A 15,520-nucleotide genomic window follows, 5' to 3' on the forward strand; every position below is an offset into this window, starting at 1 on the left:
TCGCTCCCCGGGCGTCGCCACCCGTGGCAGGGTCAGGTAAGGGGGATGTAGACGTTCTTGTGGTGCACGTACTCCTCGATGCCGGCGCGGCCACCCTCACGGCCGAAGCCGCTGATCTTGGTGCCGCCGAACGGAGCGCTCGCCGTCATCGACGGGAAGCTGTTGACCGAGACGTAGCCCGCCTCCAACTCCTCGACGACGCGGTGAGCGCGCTTCAGGTCCTGGGTGTGGACGTAGGCCGCCAGGCCGTAGCGAGTGTCGTTCGCCTTGGCGATGGCCTCCTCCTCGGTCTTGAACGGCATGACCGCGAGGACCGGCCCGAAGACCTCCTCCTGGGCGATCTTGCTGGAGTTGTCGACGTCGGCGAACACGGTCGGCTTGATGAAGTAGCCGCCCGCCAGGTCGCCGCCGAGCCGCTCGCCACCGGTCACCAGCCGGGCGGTCCCGCGCGCCTCGTCGACGTAGCCCAGGATGCGGTCGACCGCGCTCTGGCTGATCACCGGGCCCATCCCCGTCGCCGGGTCGAGCGGGTCACCGATCGTCGGGGACTCGGCCACGGCCTTGACGCCCTCGAGCACCTGCTCGTAGACGGACTCGTGCACGAGCAGCCGCGTCGGGTACAGGCAGCCCTGCCCGGACGACGCCACCGTGCTCATGAAGGCGGCCATGGTCGCCGCGTTGGAGATGTCGGCGTCCTCGAAGACGATGTTGGCGGACTTGCCGCCGAGCTCCAGCACGACGGGTGTGAGGGAGTCCGAGGCCGCCGCCATGATCTTGACCGCGACCGGCGGCCCGCCCGTGAACGACACCTTCCGAACCAGCTCGTGGCGGATGATCGCCTCGCCGGTCTCAGGGCCGCCGGACAGCACGTTGAGCACACCGTCGGGCAGGCCGGCCTCGGCGCAGATCTCCGCGAGGTGCATGATCGCGAACGGCCCGAACTCCGGGCTCTTGAGCACGACCGTGTTGCCGGCGGCCAGCGCCGGCGCGAGCTTCATCGACGCGTTGACCACCGGGCCGTTCCAGGTGATCAGTGCGCCGATGACGCCATAGGGTGTGTAACGCACGTAGTCCAGGGCGGGCGCCGGGTAGCTCGCGATGAGCTCACCGGCGAACTTGTCGGCGAATCCCGCGTAGTACTGGAACTGGTCGATCGCCATGTCCAGCCTGTTGACGGCCGTCGGCGTCCCGGTCTCGAGTGCGCTGAGGGTCTTGAACTCCTCGGCGTCCCGGCGGATCAGCTCGCTGATCCGCCAGAGGATCTCGCGGCGGCGGTCGGCGGTGAGCCGGCGCCAGGCCGGGAACGCCTTGTGTGCCGCCCGCGCCGCGGCGTCGACCTCGGCGGGGCCCGCGACCGGGAACTCGGCGAGCGTCGTCCCCGTGCTCGGGTTGACCCGGGCGAGGCTGCCAGCGGACGTGCTGGTCACCTTCTCGCCGCCGATGAACAGCGCCGGCTCCGGAAGGGTCTTGCGAGCGTCCTCTAGGGTGAGCGTCATTGCTGGCTCCTGCGTTCGCTGGCCTGCCGGTCACAGGTGTCACGCACGGAAGCGCGGCACACCGGCTAACAACGCCCAGCCTAAATCCTGGATACAGGCGCCAGCAAGAGGCGCGGGCGCTACCCGCCAGCACCCCGGCCAGCGGCCTCGGCCAGCACCGAGCGCGCGCAGCGGGCGGCACGGTGCGCGTTCACAGGCAGCGAGTCCTCGCGATACGCGGCGTTGAGGACCTCCACCTCGACCGGGAACGCCGCGCCGGGCCGCAGCAGGCAGTCGACGAGGCCCGCGAGGTCGAGCGCGCCCTGCCCGGGCCACAGCCGGTGGCCGAGCGTCTCCTCCAGGACCGGCCAGGCCGGGTCGGCCGCGACGTCGCAGAGCTGGAGCGCGACGATCCGTTCCGCCGGGATCTCGCCGAGCATGACCAGGTCGGTCGTCCCCCGCCCGACGTGGAAGGCGTCCACCGTGACCCCGCCATTGGGCCGGCCCGCGTCGGCCACGACCCGCCAGGCGCGCCGCGCGTCGGACAGCACGAAGAACGGCATGAACTCCAGTCCCACGAGCAGGCCGTGGTCGGCCGCCCGGTCGCACAGCGCGGCGAACCGCTCCACCAGCAGGTCGTGGGGCGGCGCGGCCTCCGGCGACACGCTCGCGCCGACGCCGACGTGCCGGGCGCCGAAGGCCGCCGCCATGTCGAGGACCAGCCGCTCGTGCCTCTCGGCCTCGGCGCGCCGCTCGCCGTCGGCCCACCAGGCGTTCAGGAACTCGACCTCGACGACACGTACGCCGCTGTCGTCGGCGAGGGTGCGCAGGCCGGCCGGGCTGTGCCCGCGCGCGAGCAGATGCTCGTAGTCCAGCCAGGTGAGCCCGATGCCGCCGAAACCGGCGGCGGAGGCGACGGCGACCCGGTCGGCGAAGGAGAAGCGCGCGGGCTCGGCGACGCCGACGCCCGACAGGGTGTGGTGGCAGGCGACCAGGTCGAGGCCCACCGGGCCGGCCGGCGACTCGCCCGCCTCGGCGGTGGGCGTAGCGGCCGTGGCCGCGCGGGTGTTCGTCACATCGCCCCCTTGTTAGCATCCTGGATTCAGGATGCACCTACAGGTCTCAATGGGTCAAAGGCTCGCCCGAAGTCCCCTGAGACCGCGGGAAGGCCATGCATGGCTTCACGACCGCGCGTCAAGCTTGATCATCCCTGAGGCACCTGTCCCGCACCCCCGCCGACCGGGAGCCGCCAGGTTCACCTCCCCGCCGGCCGCCCTCGGTCAGCTGCCTTCCCGCGCCGCCAGGGCGGCCTTCACCGCGTCCTCGACCTCGGAGGCGCGACCGTCACCGGTCCACGCCTTGGGCACGCCGCCGAACCAGTAGTCGGGGTCGACGTCGCCGAGCACCCGCTCGTGGCGGGCGAGGGCGGCCTCGACCAGTGGCTCCCGCTGACGCGCCTTCGCCGCGGCGCCGGCCTGCTCGCGCTCGACGAACTCGGGGAGGACCTCCTTCCCGAGCAGCTCGAGGCTTTCCATGATGTCCTCGTGCCGGGCCGGCGGGAGCAGGAACATCAGCTCATCCAGGCCCGACTCCTCGTAGCGGCGTAGCTGCTCGCGTACCTCGTCCGGCGTACCGACGCCGCCGTGCGCGTCGGAGGTCTTCTTCGCGTTGGCCAGCGCGAGCGCCTGCCAGTCCGCGCGCTTCGCGTCGGCGGCGGCCTCCGCCTCCAGCCGGGCGTCGCCGGTCTGCTCGCCACTGAGCGAGCGCAGGTAGTCCTCCCAGACCGCGGTCTTCCCGGGATGGTGCCGGCCGCTGACGTAGTAGTGGCGGATGCCGTAGCCGTGGAAGCCGATCCCGAGCCCGATCCGGTCGACCGCCTCCTCATGGCTGCGCGCGACCATGAGATCGCCAGCCGTGATCAGCATGTTCGGGTTGACTGCCCTGGTCAGCGGCCTGGCCTCGGCGGCGAAGATCGAGTAGTAGTTGTCGATCAACGGCTTGACGGCCGACGGCCCCGTGTAGGAGAAGCTCAGCGCGCCGATGCCCATCCGCGCGGCCAGCTCGGTCGTCGCGGGCCGGGTGCACGCCACCCAGACCGGCGGGTGCGGCCGCTGGACCGGCTTCGGGACGATGTTGCGCGCCGGCATGGAGACGTGGGTTCCCTCGTAGCCGGGGAACGGCGACTCGCTCAGGCAGCCGAGCGCCACCGTCAGGCCCTCGAGCCACATCTCCCGTTTCCTGCCGGGGTCCATGACGAAGCCGCCGAGCTCCGCCATCGAGGACGCCTCCCCGGTGCCGAACTCGACCCGCCCGTTCGACAGGACGTCCAGCGTCGCGACCCGCTCGGCGGACCTGGCCGGGTGGTTGATCGCCGGGGGCAGGTGCATGATCCCGAAGCCGAGCCGCAGATTGGTGGTCCGCTGACTGACCGCGCCGAGGAAGACCTCGGGTGCGGAGGCGTGGGAGTACTCCTCCTGGAAGTGGTGTTCGGTGATCCACAGTCCCGAGAGGCCGACCTTGTCGGCGAGCTCCAGGGCGTCGAGCGTGCCGTGGAAGACGTCGCGGTCCGACGTGTCGCTCCACGGCCGGGGCACCGGCAGCTCGACGAAGAGGGAGACGCGCATATCGACAGTCCTTCCGTGGGCGGCCATGGGACCGCTTATTGGATCCTGGATTCAACAGCCTCATGGAGTCCGGGGAGGGCGTGATCCGCGCGGGCCCGGGCTATGCCTCGTTCGGCGCGGCCACGCGCGTGGCCGTGACCGGCAGCCTGCGGACGCCGCGTACGTGGCCGACGGCCCGTTCCGGCGCGTCCCCGGGGGCCACGTCGTACCCGGGAACGACGGCGTGGAACTCCTGGATACCGACGATCATCGTGCGCCGGGCCAGATGCATGCCCAGGCAGCGATGTGGCCCGATACCGAACGTGAGGTGCCGGATGCCCTCCCGGTCGAAGTCGACCTCGTCGGGGCGGTCGTAGACGGCCGGGTCCCGCCCGGTCGCCCCGATCACCATCATGATCCTGTCGCCGGCGGCGACGGGCACGCCGCCGATCGTCGTGTCGCGGGTCGCGGTGCGAGTCGTGCCGGTGACCCCTTCATAGCGAAGGAACTCCTCCACCGCGTTCGGCACCTTGTCGGGGTGGGCGACGAGGACGTCCCGGCGGTCCGGGTGCTCGGCGAGGTAGCCGAACGCGTTGCCGAGCGTGGCCGTGGTGGTGTCGAGGCTCGCGAGCATCAGCACCACCGACGTCGCGACGACCTCGTCGTCGGTCAGCGGCCGGTCGCCATAACGTGCCCGCAGCAGATGGCTCATCACRTCGTCGCCACCGGYCCCCTCGGCCCRGCGCCGCTCCAGCAGCTCCCGGAAGAACCCGACGACGGCCTCCTCGCCGGGCTTCAGGCCCGCGCGCCCGTCGCTGCCGCCGTGGATGAGCACGTCCTTGAACGCGAGCAGGTCGTCGAGCACCTCGACCGGCAGGTCGAACGTGTGCAGGAACGTCTCGCTCGTCAGCGGGACGACGAAGTCCCCGATCAGATCGCCGGAGCCGGCCGCGGCCAGGGCGGTCGCGAGCCGGTGGGCGGTCGCCCGCATCCGTGGCTCGATGCCGTTGACCATCCGCGGGTTGAACAGCGTCGAGAGCGCCTGCCGGTAGAGCCGGTGCGGCTCGCCGTCGATCTCGACCGGGATCTGGGGGCCCAGCGGGAAGTCCCAGTTGGGGATCAGCGCCTGCCCGTTGGAGAACGTCTCGGCGTCCTGGAAGATCTCGGTGGCCAGCCGGTGGCTGGTCACCGTCCAGTGCCCGCCGTGGCTCTCCGACCAGCTGACGGGGCAGTGCCGGGTCAGCTCGCGGTACAGCGGATAGGGGTCGTCCTGGATGGCCGGGTCGTGCAGCTCGAAGCTGGCCGCCCGGGCCGCGACCTGGTCAGGAACGCCGGCGTGCGCGGGCTGGGYGGGTACGGCCGCCGCGGCAGCCGCGGGGCGGTCGGCGAGTTCGGCCATGGTTGCCTCCGATGTCGCTGGGCGTGGAAAGGCCGATCTCGACGTGGGCACAGGTGTTTCGTCGTCCATGGGCCAGCGCCTCGCGTCGGACCGGCGCGTGCGGGACGCGGTCAGCTCAGCCCGCGGAACGTGTCCCGGATGTCCGCGATGAGCGCGTCCGGGCGCTCGAGAGCGGGGAAATGGCCTCCCCTCTCGTGCCAGCGCACCAGGCGGAGGTTGAAGTACGACTCGTCGACCGGGGAGGACCGGCCGAGGGGGAGGTCGGGCTCGAACAGCGTCAGCCCGGTCGGGACGCCCACCACCGGCCGCCCCGCACGGACGGGCCGCCACAGGTTGCGGGACGCCTCGGCGTAGATACGCGTCGAGGAGCCGGYGGAACCGGTCCCCCACATCATCGTGGCGTTGGTGAGGATGTCCTCCCGGCTGAAGACCGCCTCGAGATCGCCGTCCTCGCCGCCGCGGTCGCTCCAGGCCCGCAGCCGCTGGACATACCAGGCGAGCCAGCCCATGGGCGAGTCGTCCAGGGCGACCGCCAGGGTGTCGGGCTCGATGTTCTGGACGGCGACGTGCGGCGCCACGCCGCGCTCCCAGCGGACCAGGCGGGCGCCCAGCTCCGGGGCGACGTCCGGCCCGGCGTGGCTGATCAGGTCGGTCGACCACGGCCGCGGCCCGCCGAAGACGTCCAGCGGCGCGGGGCGGGTCGCGTGCACGCCGACGACGTGCTCCGGGTGCGCGTGCCCCAGCGCGAAGCTGATCATGTCGCCCCAGTCCGAGCCGTGCGCGCCGTACCGCTCGAACCCGAGAACGCCATGCATGAGGCGGTGCCACAGCTCGCCGACCGACCAGTAGTTGAAGCCGGCCCTGGCCAGCGGCATGGACCAGGCGAAGCCCGGCATGGACGGGACGATCAGCTCGAAGCTGTCGGCCGGGTCACCCCCGTGCGCCGCCGGGTCCGACAGCGGCCCGAGCAGTGCCCGGTAGTCCCAGAACGTCGCGGGCCAGCCGTGGGAGAGGACGAGCGGCAGCGAGCGCGTGCCGCGGGCGGGCACGCGCAGGAAGTGCACCGGCTGCCCGTCGATCACCACCCGGTAGTTCTCGTGCGCGGCGATACGCCCCTCGACCGCCCGCCAGTCGAAGCCGTCGAGCCATGTGCCGGCCAGGTCGGCCAGGTAGTCGTGATCCACCCCGTAGGCCCAGCCCGGGCCCGGCCGCGCCGGCGAGCGCCGCCAGGAAGCGACCCGGTGCTCCAGGTCCTTGTGGACCTCCGCGGGGATCGTCGGGACGAACCGTTCCGGCGCCGCCATCTCCGCCGCCACGACGTCCGCCGCCGCCATCAGAACGTCAGCTCGAGCGAGAGCAGCCCGCGCACGTGCCCCAGCGCCCACTCGGGCTCGCTGCCGGGAGCCAGCCGGTAGTCGGTGGTGACGCCGTGCAGCTCCTCGATGCCCACCCGGAGGGTGAGCCGGGCCAGGTGCATGCCCAGGCAGCGATGCGGCCCGGCACCGAACGTCAGGTGCCGGATGTTCGCCCGCTCGAACTGGACCGTCTCGGGGTCGTCGTACTTCCGCTCGTCGCGGCCGGTGGAGGCGTAGAGCAGCATGACCCGCTCGCCGGGGGACAGCTCGACGCCGCCGACGGTCGCCTTCTCGGTGACGAGCCGGCCGTTGGATATCATGCCCTCGTACCGGAGCAGCTCCTCGACCGCGCCCGGGATCAGCGCCGGATCCTGGGTGAGCTGGCGTCGATGGTCGGGGTGGTTCACGAGGAACGCCAGGATGTTGCCGAGCGCGGCCGACGTCGTGTCCAGGCTGGCCAGCATGATCACGACCGAGATGTTGACGATCTCGTCGTCCGTCAGTGGCCGGCCRGCGAACCGGGCCCGCAGGAGCTGGCTCATCGCGTCGGGGCCGGTGGCCCCCTCGGCCCTGCGTCGCTCCAGTTGCTCCTGGAAGAGGCCGACGATCGCCGGCGACCCGGCGGCCAGGTCGTCGCGGCGCTCGCCGCCACCCCGGATGAGCAGGTCCTTGTAGGCCAGCAGGTCCGGGAGGACGTCCCGCGTCATGTCGAACGTGTGCAGGAAGGTCTCCGCGGCCAGCGGCGAGGCGTATTCAGAGATCATCTCTCCGCCGCCCTTCGCGGAGATCGCGGCAAGCAGGCGGCGCGCCGTCGTGCGCATCAGGGGTTCGAGCGGAGCGATCTGGGCCGGGCTGAAGAGGCTCGCGAGCGCGACCCGGTAGAGGCGGTGGTCCTCACCATCGATCTCGAGCGGGATCTGCGGGCCGCCGACGGGAAACTCCCAGGAGGGGATCAGCACGCCGGACGAGGAGAACCGGGCCGGGTCCTGGAGCACCGCCAGGACGTCGTCGTAGCGCGACAGGATGTGGTGCCCGCCGTGCATGTCGGAGTGGGCGACCGGGCGCTCGGCCCGTAAGCGGGCGTACACCGGATGCGGATCGTGTTGCAGCGCCGGGTCGTGGACCTCGAACCGCGCCGCGACGGCCTCGATCGGCTCGGCCGCCTCGCTGGATGGCTGTGTCGTCATGAAACGGACCACTTCCTACCAGGATTCTGGATGTAGGATCCTAAAGCCTTCCCCGCGCTTGCCAGTACCCACAGGGTGGCRTGGCTTGAGCTAGATATTGGATCCAGGATACGATAAACGGGATCGACGTGGGTAGACGTTTGCCCCGCCCGAGCTCCCCGGAGACCTCATGGCACCGCGTGTCGCCGCGTCCTTCACTCCCGAGGTCTCCTCGGACGTGCTCGCGGACCTGCGCCGCCGCCTGGCCGCGCCCGCGCCATCGACATGATCACTCTGAGCGGGCAGAAACGACGATCATGTCCGGCGCCCCGGGGAGCGACGTGGAGGACGGATGAAGCTGGAAGCGGGGCAGGTCGCGGTGGTCACCGGTGCCGCGAGCGGCATCGGCCTGGCGATGGCCGTGGCCTTCGCCAGGCGGGGGCTGCACGTGGTGCTGACTGACGTGCGTGCCGACGCGCTGGACGCGGCCCGGGAGACACTGCCGCGCGGCGACGCCGGCGTCCTGACACGTGCCGCTGACGTCCGGCGGGCCGAGGAGGTCGACGCCCTCGCGTCGGCGACGCTCGCGGAGTTCGGCCGGGTCGACGTGATCTGCAACAACGCCGGCGTCGTCGGACCGCCGGCACCGATGTGGGAGCAGTCGCTGGACGTGTGGCGGTGGGTCGTCGACGTCTCGCTGTTCGGCGTCATCCACGGCGTCCGCGCGTTCGTCCCGCACCTCGTCCGCCAGGGCCACGGTCACGTCCTGAACACGGCGTCCGTCGGCGGCCTCGCGCCGTTGCCGACACTCGCGCCGTACAACGCCGCCAAGCACGGCGTCATCGGCCTGTCCGAGACCCTGCGCGCGGAACTCGACGCGGCGGGTGTCGCGGTCGGCGTCACCGTCGTCTGCCCCGGGCTGGTGGCCACGGGGATCCGGGACAACTCCGTGGCCAGCCGGCCGGGCGGCGTCGGCCGCTGGGCCGTCGGCGGACGGGAGCTGGACGACGCCACCCGCGACGCCCCCGTCGTGCGGCCGGGCACGGTGCTCGCGGCGGCGGACGTCGCCCGGCTGGCTCTGGAGGGCATCGAGCAGGACCGCCTGCACGTCCTCACGCACCCCGACAGCGGCGCCGTCGTCCAGGCCCGCCTGCGCGCCGTGGCCGAGGCCGTCACGGCGGTCACGAGCCCGCCGACCGACGCCGGCTGAGGCGCGGCGACGACGGCGTCCCGTGGAGTGGATCTCGGACTACGTCGCCGACCTCGACCGCCGCGGCGTGGTGGCGACCGAACCGCTGCCGCGAGCCCAGGACGACTGGGTCGAGCACGTGAACACGGTCGCCGACCTGACGCTGTTCCCCGTCACCAGCCCGAGCGCGGCGCCAGCCACCTGGCCGGCCCGCGCGGTTCACCGGGCGTGATGGGTGTCCGGGGACGGCGGTACCGGGGCCGACGGCTCCTCGCGGTGCACCGGCCGCGCCGCGGCGGGGGTCGCTGGCGCGGCGGCCCGGGCGGCAAGGGACCGGCCGGGCAGCAGGTACGCGGCCGCGCCGGCCAGCGCCCACACCACCGCCCCGATGATGGCGGCGGTGTCGTAGCCGGCGGCCCTGGGCAGGGCGGACGGGCCGTGGGTGTACGCGTCGAGGATCGTGGCGCTCAGCGCGCTGCCGATCGCGAACCCGACGAAGCGCATGACCTGGTTGGCGCCGAGCGCGCTGCTGGTCTGGGCCGCGGGCACGGATCTCAGGACGAGCCGCGGCAGGACGGCGAAGGCGCAGCCGACACCCAGACCGGCCAGGCCCATGACCAGGTAGAGCTCCCAGAGGTGCGCCCGCTCCAGCCGGAACACCACCAGGGACACGACGAACGCCAGACAGCCGATGGGGATCACCGAGCGGAAACCGAGCCACTGCTCGATCCGAGGCGCGATCCGGCTGGACACCACCGTCATCAACGAGAACGGGATGAGCACGAGACCCGCCACGACGACGGACGCCCCGAAGCCGTAGCCGGCCGCCTGGGGTGTCTGCACGAACCGTACGATCAGCGCCAGCAGCAGGTACATCCCGACGCCGGAGAGCAGCCCGGTCACGTTCCCGGCGAGCGCGGCCCGGTTCGCCATCAGCCGCAGGTCGACGACCGGGTAAGCCGAGCGCAGTTCCYGCCAGGCCCAGCCGGCGAGCAGCACGGTCCCCCCGGCGAACAGGCCGAGCACGCGGCCCGAGCCCCAGCCCCACGGCTCACCCTCGCTCATGGCGAGCAGGACGGCGCCGAAGCCGGTGACCAGCAGAAACGCGCCCCTCGGGTCGACCCGGCTGTCCGGGCGCCCCTCGTCGGCCGGCACGACGAGGGCCGTCAGCACCACGGCGGCCGCCCCGAAGATCGCCGCGAACCAGTAGCCCGCGCGGAAGTCGAGATACTTGGCGATGAGCCCGGTCGTGGGGTAACCGAGCCCGACACCGACCGCGGAGCTGATCGACAGCGTGCCCACCGCGTGCCTGACCCGGTCGGGCGGCAGGTTGTCGCGCGCGATCGACATGGCGATCGGAACCAGGCCGCTCGCCGCGCCCTGCAACGCTCGCCCGACCAGCAGGCAGACGAAGCCGGCCGGGAGCGCGGCCAGCACCCCGCCGACGGTGGCCAGGGCGAGCGCGCCGATCAGGACCGACCGGCGGTGGCGCCCATCCCCGAGCCGGGCCAGCAGGGGCGTGATGACCGCGCCCGCGAGCAGGGTGATCGTCAGCGACCACTGGGAGGCGCTCTCCGAGACGTGGTAGGTCCGGGCGATCGTCGGGATCAGGGGCGCGCCGAGGCTGCTGATCAGCGAGATCAGCACACCCACGGACACCAGGACGGGCAGGAGGAGCCGGCTCGACGCCGTGGCCGTCCGCGTGGGTTCCGAGCCGGCCGGGCCCGCGGCGCCGGCCGCCGGCGGCTCCGGCCGCAAGCGGGCGGACGTCACAGCAGTTCGAGCAGGGTGGCGTTGGCCTGCCCACCGGCCTCGCACATCGTCTGCATCCCGTACCGGATGCCCTGCTGGCGCATGTGATGGACGAGCGTCGTCATCAGACGGGCGCCGCTCGCCCCTAGCGGGTGGCCGAGCGCGATCGACCCGCCGTTGGGGTTCAGGGCCTTCTCGTCGGCTCCGGTCTCGGCGAGCCAGGCGAGCGGCACCGAGGCGAAGGCCTCGTTCACCTCGAACGCGCCGATGTCGTGGATGGACAGGCCGCTGCGGGCGAGCAGCCGCTCGGTCGCCGGGATCGGCGCCGTCAGCATGGGCATCGGCGCCGCGCCCAGCACGACGGCGGTGTGCACCCGGGCGAGCGGCGTGAGGCCGAGCTCCGCCGCCCGCTCGGAGGTCGTCACCAGGACGGCGGCCGCGCCGTCGCTGATCTGCGAGGCGTTGCCCGCGGTGATGACGCCGTCCTGCCGGAAGGCCAGCCGCAGCTGGCCCATCCGCTCCAGCGACCCGCCGCGGCGGACGCCCTCGTCGGTGTCGACGACCTGGCCGTCGGGCAGCGTCACCGGCACGATCTCGGCGTCGAACCGCCCATCGTCGATGGCGTGGGCCGCTCGCGCGTGGGACCGCAGGCTGAACTCGTCGAGCTGCGTCCGGGTCAGGCGCCACGTCGCGGCGACGTCCTCGGCGCCGATTCCCTGGTTCGGGAACTCGGGGCCGTACCGCTCGGCGTATCCCTCCCCCAGCGGCGAGGTCCCCTCGGTGATCGCGGAGAACATCGGGACGCGTGACATCGACTCGACGCCGCCGGCGACCGCGAGGTCGTAGTGCCCGGCGATGACCGACGCGGCGGCGAAGTGGACCGCCTGCTGCGACGAGCCGCACTGCCGGTCCACGGTCACGCCGGGCACGTGCTCCGGCCAGCCGGCCGACAGGACGGCGGTCCGCGCGATGTCGAAGGTCTGCTCACCGACCTGGCTGACGCACCCCCACACGACGTCGTCGACCAGGCCCGGGGCGACGCCGGCGCGCTCCACCAGCGCGCGCAGCACGTGCGCGGACAGGTCGGCCGGGTGCACCCCGGACAGCGCGCCGCCGCGCTTCCCGAGTGGTGTCCGCACCGCCGCCACGATCACCGCGTCACGAGCCATGGTCATCCTCTCGGTCACTGCCGCCGCACGGCCGCGCGCTCCGGCCGGCCCCATAAGGCCAGTATATGAATCCTGGATTCAGGTCTCCAGCGATGACTCGTCTCGTCCCGGCGAATGCGTCACATCGCCGAGCGGGGTCATCGGTCCACCGGCGAGGCGGGCGGCGCGACCATCGGYGGAACGAAGGTCGACGCCACGGCGAAGGGGAGAGCGCTCGCGGTGATGGCGCGGTTGTGGGTGAAGGTGTCGAAACCAGCCTTGCCGTGGTAGTAGCCCATGCCGCTGTGCCCGACGCCGCCGAACGGGACGCCGTCCACCATGAGGTGCAGCGCCATGGCGTCGCGGGTCACCCCGCCCGAGATGGTGCTCACCGGACGGGCGGCAGCTCCAGGCCGAGCAGGCGGATGAGGTTCCCTCGGGCGATCTTGTCGACGGTCTCCTGGTCCAGGTCGCCGAACTGTTCCTCGGCGGCCTTGAGGGAGTCCGGGTAGGTCGTGTCGCCATGGGGGTAGTCGACCTCGAACAGGACCTGGTCCGCGCCGATCGCGTCGAGGTTGAGGATGCCGGTCCGGTCCCGGTAGAAGCACGAGTAGACGTGGTCTCGGTAGTAGTCGGAGGGCTTGTCGGCCAGCGGCGGGGTGAACGTCCACCCCTGCTGGGCGTACAGGTCGTCGGCCCGCTCCAGGACGTAGGGGATCCAGCCGATCTGGCTCTCGGCGTAGCAGACCTTCAGGTTGGGGAAGCGGGCGAACACGCCCGACATCAGGAAGTCGAGCATCGAGGCGCAGCTGTTCGCGAAGATCGCGACAGCGGACACCGACTGGGGCGCGTCCGGCGAGGTGTTGAGGATCTTCGTGCCCGACCCGATGTGGCAGAAGATCACCGTGCCGGTCTCGTCGCACGCCTGGAAGAACGGGTCCCAGTAGCCGGAGTGGATGCTGGGCAGCCCGAGCCACGGGGGAATCTCGCTGAACGTCACGGCCCGCACCCCGCGGGCGGCGTTGCGGCGGACCTCGGCCGCCGCCAGGCCGGCGTCCCACAGCGGCACCAGGCACAGCGGGATCAGCCGGCCCCCGGAGCCCGCGCTCCACTGCTCGACCATGAAGTCGTTGTAGGCCCGCACGCACAGCTCGGCGAGCTCCCGGTCCGACGCCTCGTTGAACGCCTGCCCACAGAACCGCGGGAAGTTCGGGAAGCACAGCGACGCCTCGACGTGGTTGGCGTCCATGTCCGCCAGGCGCCGCGCCGGGTCGTAGCAGCCCGGGCGCATCTGCTCGAACAGCATCCCGGTCGGCCGGACGAGATCGGGGTCACCGGCGGAGTGCAGGAACCCCTTGATGGACGTCCACGCGTCCTCGTAGTGCCAGTAGTCGACCAGCGCGCCCTCGCCGCCCGGCTCCTCGCGGGGGAAGCCGGTCACCGGGTCACGCCAGGCCCGGCCCTGGTGGCGGCGTTCCACCCGGGGGCACCGGTCGCGCCAGCGGCGGGCCAGGCGGGACGTCCACAGGTCGGGGGGTTCGACGACGTGGTCGTCCGCGCTCGCGATCAGTGGGATGGTCGCCACGGTTGCCTCCTCGGGTGGGGAACTATGCGGACGGGAGACCCACGGTCACGGCGGCGGATGTGGCCTCGCCACGGCGCAGCACCTGGCCGCCCGCGTCGCCGGTGAGCCGGCCGTCGCGCACGACCGTCGTGCCGGCGGCCACGACGTGGTGGATGCCCACCGGCTCCTGGTAGAGCCGGCCCGCTCCGGCGGGCAGGTCGTCGCGCCAGCTGGCGCGTCCGGGAGCGATCCGGTCCGGGTCGAGGACAACGAGGTCCGCGACCCCGCCGACCGCGATCMGGCCGCGGTCGACGAGGCCGTACGCGTCGGCCTGCACGGAGGTGACCTTGCGGACCGCCTCGGCCAGGCTCAGCACGCCGCGCTCCCGGTTGGCGGCGAACAGGGCGGACGCCCAGTCGTAGGTCGTGATCAGGTCGAGGTGCGCCCCGGCGTCGCTGGCGCCCAGCACGACGCGGGGATCGGTCCACGTCCTCGCCCGCATCCGCCAGGTCTCCTCGTCGTCCCCCGGCGCGGGCGGGGCGAAGGCCGTGCGCAGGTCGTCGGCGAGCGCGACGTCGCAGAGCACGTCGAACGCCGAGCCGCCCCGCTCGGCCGCCAGCTCGCCGAGCCGGCGGCCCTCCAGCTCGCGGGCCGGGCCGCCGTGCCCCTCGAGGACGGCCGTCCGCTCCCAGTAGTGCTCGCCGTAGACGGGGACGGCGGCCGCCGCGAGCGCCGCGCGGGTCTGTGGCGAGCGCAGGGCGGCGGTCTTCTCGGCGGCGGAGGCCGACGAGAGCTTCGACCAGCCGGCGAGCGCGTCGAGCATGACCGCCGGCCGGTCGAGCGTGTAGCGCGCCCGGATCACGTCCGGGTAGGCGAGCGCCCACACCGAGCCGCCCTCGGCGGCGGCCGCGTCGCTGGTCGCGAGCGCCGCCTCGCACGCCTCGCGCCTCGCGGCGTCCGGCACGTAGACGTTCCAGTTGACGGCGCGGCCCGCCCGCGTCGACATCCGCCGCATCAGGGCGCCCTCCTCGGCCGGGAACCGAGGGGTCGGCGAGAGCTGGAGCTGGGTCCCGGGGAACCGGCCGACGACCTCGGCGAGCGCGAGGACCTCGGCCGGCTCGGCGAGCCGGGACGGCACCGGGTCGCCGTCGCCGTCGACGTGGTTGCGTGACCAGGACGTCGACAGGCCGAGCCCACCGGCCGCCAGGGCGGCGGCGAGCAGCTCGCACATGCGCTCGACCTGCGCCGGGCTGGCCTTCTCGTGCGCGTGCTCGCCCATGACGACCCGCCGCAGCGCGGAGTGCCCGACGAGGAAGCCCATGTGGATCACGGGTCGGCGGGCCTCCACCAGCCGCAGGTACTCGTCGAACGAGCGCCAGCTCCACGGGACCCCCGCCCGCAGGGCCGCGAGCGGCATCCCCTCGACGCGGGCGAGCATCCGCACGAGGTAGTCGGCCGCGCCGTCGGACAGCGGCGAGATGGAGAACCCGCAGTTGCCGGAGATGACGGTGGTGATGCCGTGCAGCGGGAGCGGGGTCAGCGCGCTGTCCCAGAACACCTGCGCGTCGAGGTGGGTGTGGATGTCGACGAAGCCGGGGGCGACGACCAGGCCGGTGGCGTCCATGACGGGCACGCCGGGCCGCGCCGCGGCCGTCCCGGGCGGGACGATTCCGGAGATCCGGTTTCCCGCCACGACGACGTCGGCGAGCCGCGGCGCGGCGCCGGTGCCGTCGACGACCGTGCCGCCGGTGACCAGGAGCGATGACATCTGTTCTCCCTGCCCAGGGCCTCGTCCGCGGGCTCGTTCGTTCCGCGCGGGACCCCGCGTCGCCAGAACGCCTTCGGATCGAAGATCTTGAATCCAGGATT

Annotated in this window: 13 protein-coding genes; 2 read left to right on the forward strand and 11 right to left on the reverse strand. The window is 72.7% G+C overall.

Annotated elements, in window-relative coordinates; translation table 11 throughout:
• Positions 1-32: 32 nt before the first annotated feature.
• From BL253_RS20845 to BL253_RS20870, 6 genes are all read right to left on the reverse strand, one after another.
• A complete protein-coding gene (locus tag BL253_RS20845; protein ID WP_076818809.1) occupies positions 33-1,496 on the reverse strand; it encodes an aldehyde dehydrogenase family protein in 1,464 nt (487 codons plus the stop codon).
• 119 nt (positions 1,497-1,615) lie between these two features.
• Positions 1,616-2,551 carry a sugar phosphate isomerase/epimerase family protein gene (locus BL253_RS20850; protein ID WP_076818810.1) on the reverse strand — a complete coding sequence of 312 codons (936 nt, stop codon included), beginning with the start codon at positions 2,549-2,551 and terminating at the stop codon, positions 1,616-1,618.
• A 204-nt stretch (positions 2,552-2,755) separates the two neighbouring features.
• Positions 2,756-4,099 carry an LLM class flavin-dependent oxidoreductase gene (locus tag BL253_RS20855; protein ID WP_076818811.1) on the reverse strand — a complete coding sequence of 448 codons (1,344 nt, stop codon included), beginning with the start codon at positions 4,097-4,099 and terminating at the stop codon, positions 2,756-2,758.
• Positions 4,100-4,199: 100 nt separating this feature from the next.
• Positions 4,200-5,477: a cytochrome P450 gene (locus BL253_RS20860; RefSeq protein ID WP_076818812.1), complete on the reverse strand. Its 1,278-nt coding sequence runs from the start codon at positions 5,475-5,477 to the stop codon at positions 4,200-4,202.
• Between the two features lie 110 nt (positions 5,478-5,587).
• Positions 5,588-6,811, reverse strand: a complete 1,224-nt coding sequence (locus tag BL253_RS20865; RefSeq protein WP_081438504.1) for an epoxide hydrolase family protein — start codon at positions 6,809-6,811, stop codon at positions 5,588-5,590.
• A complete protein-coding gene (locus BL253_RS20870; protein WP_076818893.1) occupies positions 6,811-8,019 on the reverse strand; it encodes a cytochrome P450 in 1,209 nt (402 codons plus the stop codon). The genes BL253_RS20865 and BL253_RS20870 overlap by 1 nt, the downstream gene beginning before the upstream one ends.
• A 331-nt stretch (positions 8,020-8,350) precedes the next feature.
• Between BL253_RS20870 and BL253_RS20875 the strand changes: the two genes are divergently transcribed.
• Both BL253_RS20875 and BL253_RS20880 read left to right on the forward strand, forming a co-directional pair.
• A complete protein-coding gene (locus BL253_RS20875; protein WP_076818813.1) occupies positions 8,351-9,208 on the forward strand; it encodes an SDR family NAD(P)-dependent oxidoreductase in 858 nt (285 codons plus the stop codon).
• A 22-nt stretch (positions 9,209-9,230) separates the two neighbouring features.
• The gene (locus tag BL253_RS20880) at positions 9,231-9,419 is read left to right on the forward strand and encodes a hypothetical protein (protein ID WP_076818814.1); all 189 of its coding nucleotides are present in this window, start codon (positions 9,231-9,233) and stop codon (positions 9,417-9,419) included.
• Here BL253_RS20880 and BL253_RS20885 read toward each other — a convergent pair.
• The 5 genes from BL253_RS20885 to BL253_RS20905 form a co-directional block, all read right to left on the reverse strand.
• Positions 9,407-10,945, reverse strand: coding sequence for an MFS transporter (locus tag BL253_RS20885; RefSeq protein WP_158230386.1), 1,539 nt, complete (start codon positions 10,943-10,945; stop codon positions 9,407-9,409). The two genes, BL253_RS20880 and BL253_RS20885, sit on opposite strands and share 13 nt — an antisense overlap.
• A gap of 11 nt (positions 10,946-10,956) precedes the next feature.
• Positions 10,957-12,108: a thiolase family protein gene (locus BL253_RS20890; protein WP_076818816.1), complete on the reverse strand. Its 1,152-nt coding sequence runs from the start codon at positions 12,106-12,108 to the stop codon at positions 10,957-10,959.
• 137 nt (positions 12,109-12,245) lie between these two features.
• Positions 12,246-12,479, reverse strand: a complete 234-nt coding sequence (locus tag BL253_RS20895) for a hypothetical protein (RefSeq protein ID WP_076818817.1) — start codon at positions 12,477-12,479, stop codon at positions 12,246-12,248.
• On the reverse strand, positions 12,476-13,672 hold the full coding sequence (locus BL253_RS20900; RefSeq protein ID WP_076818818.1) for an amidohydrolase family protein: 1,197 nt from the start codon (positions 13,670-13,672) through the stop codon (positions 12,476-12,478). The genes BL253_RS20895 and BL253_RS20900 overlap by 4 nt, the downstream gene beginning before the upstream one ends.
• A gap of 22 nt (positions 13,673-13,694) precedes the next feature.
• Entirely contained in the window at positions 13,695-15,419 is a 1,725-nt protein-coding gene (locus BL253_RS20905; RefSeq protein ID WP_076818819.1) for an N-acyl-D-amino-acid deacylase family protein, read from the reverse strand.
• Positions 15,420-15,520: the final 101 nt, after the last annotated feature.

The sequence above is a fragment of the Pseudofrankia asymbiotica genome (assembly GCF_001983105.1).
GTDB classification, from domain to species: domain Bacteria; phylum Actinomycetota; class Actinomycetes; order Frankiales; family Frankiaceae; genus Pseudofrankia; species Pseudofrankia asymbiotica.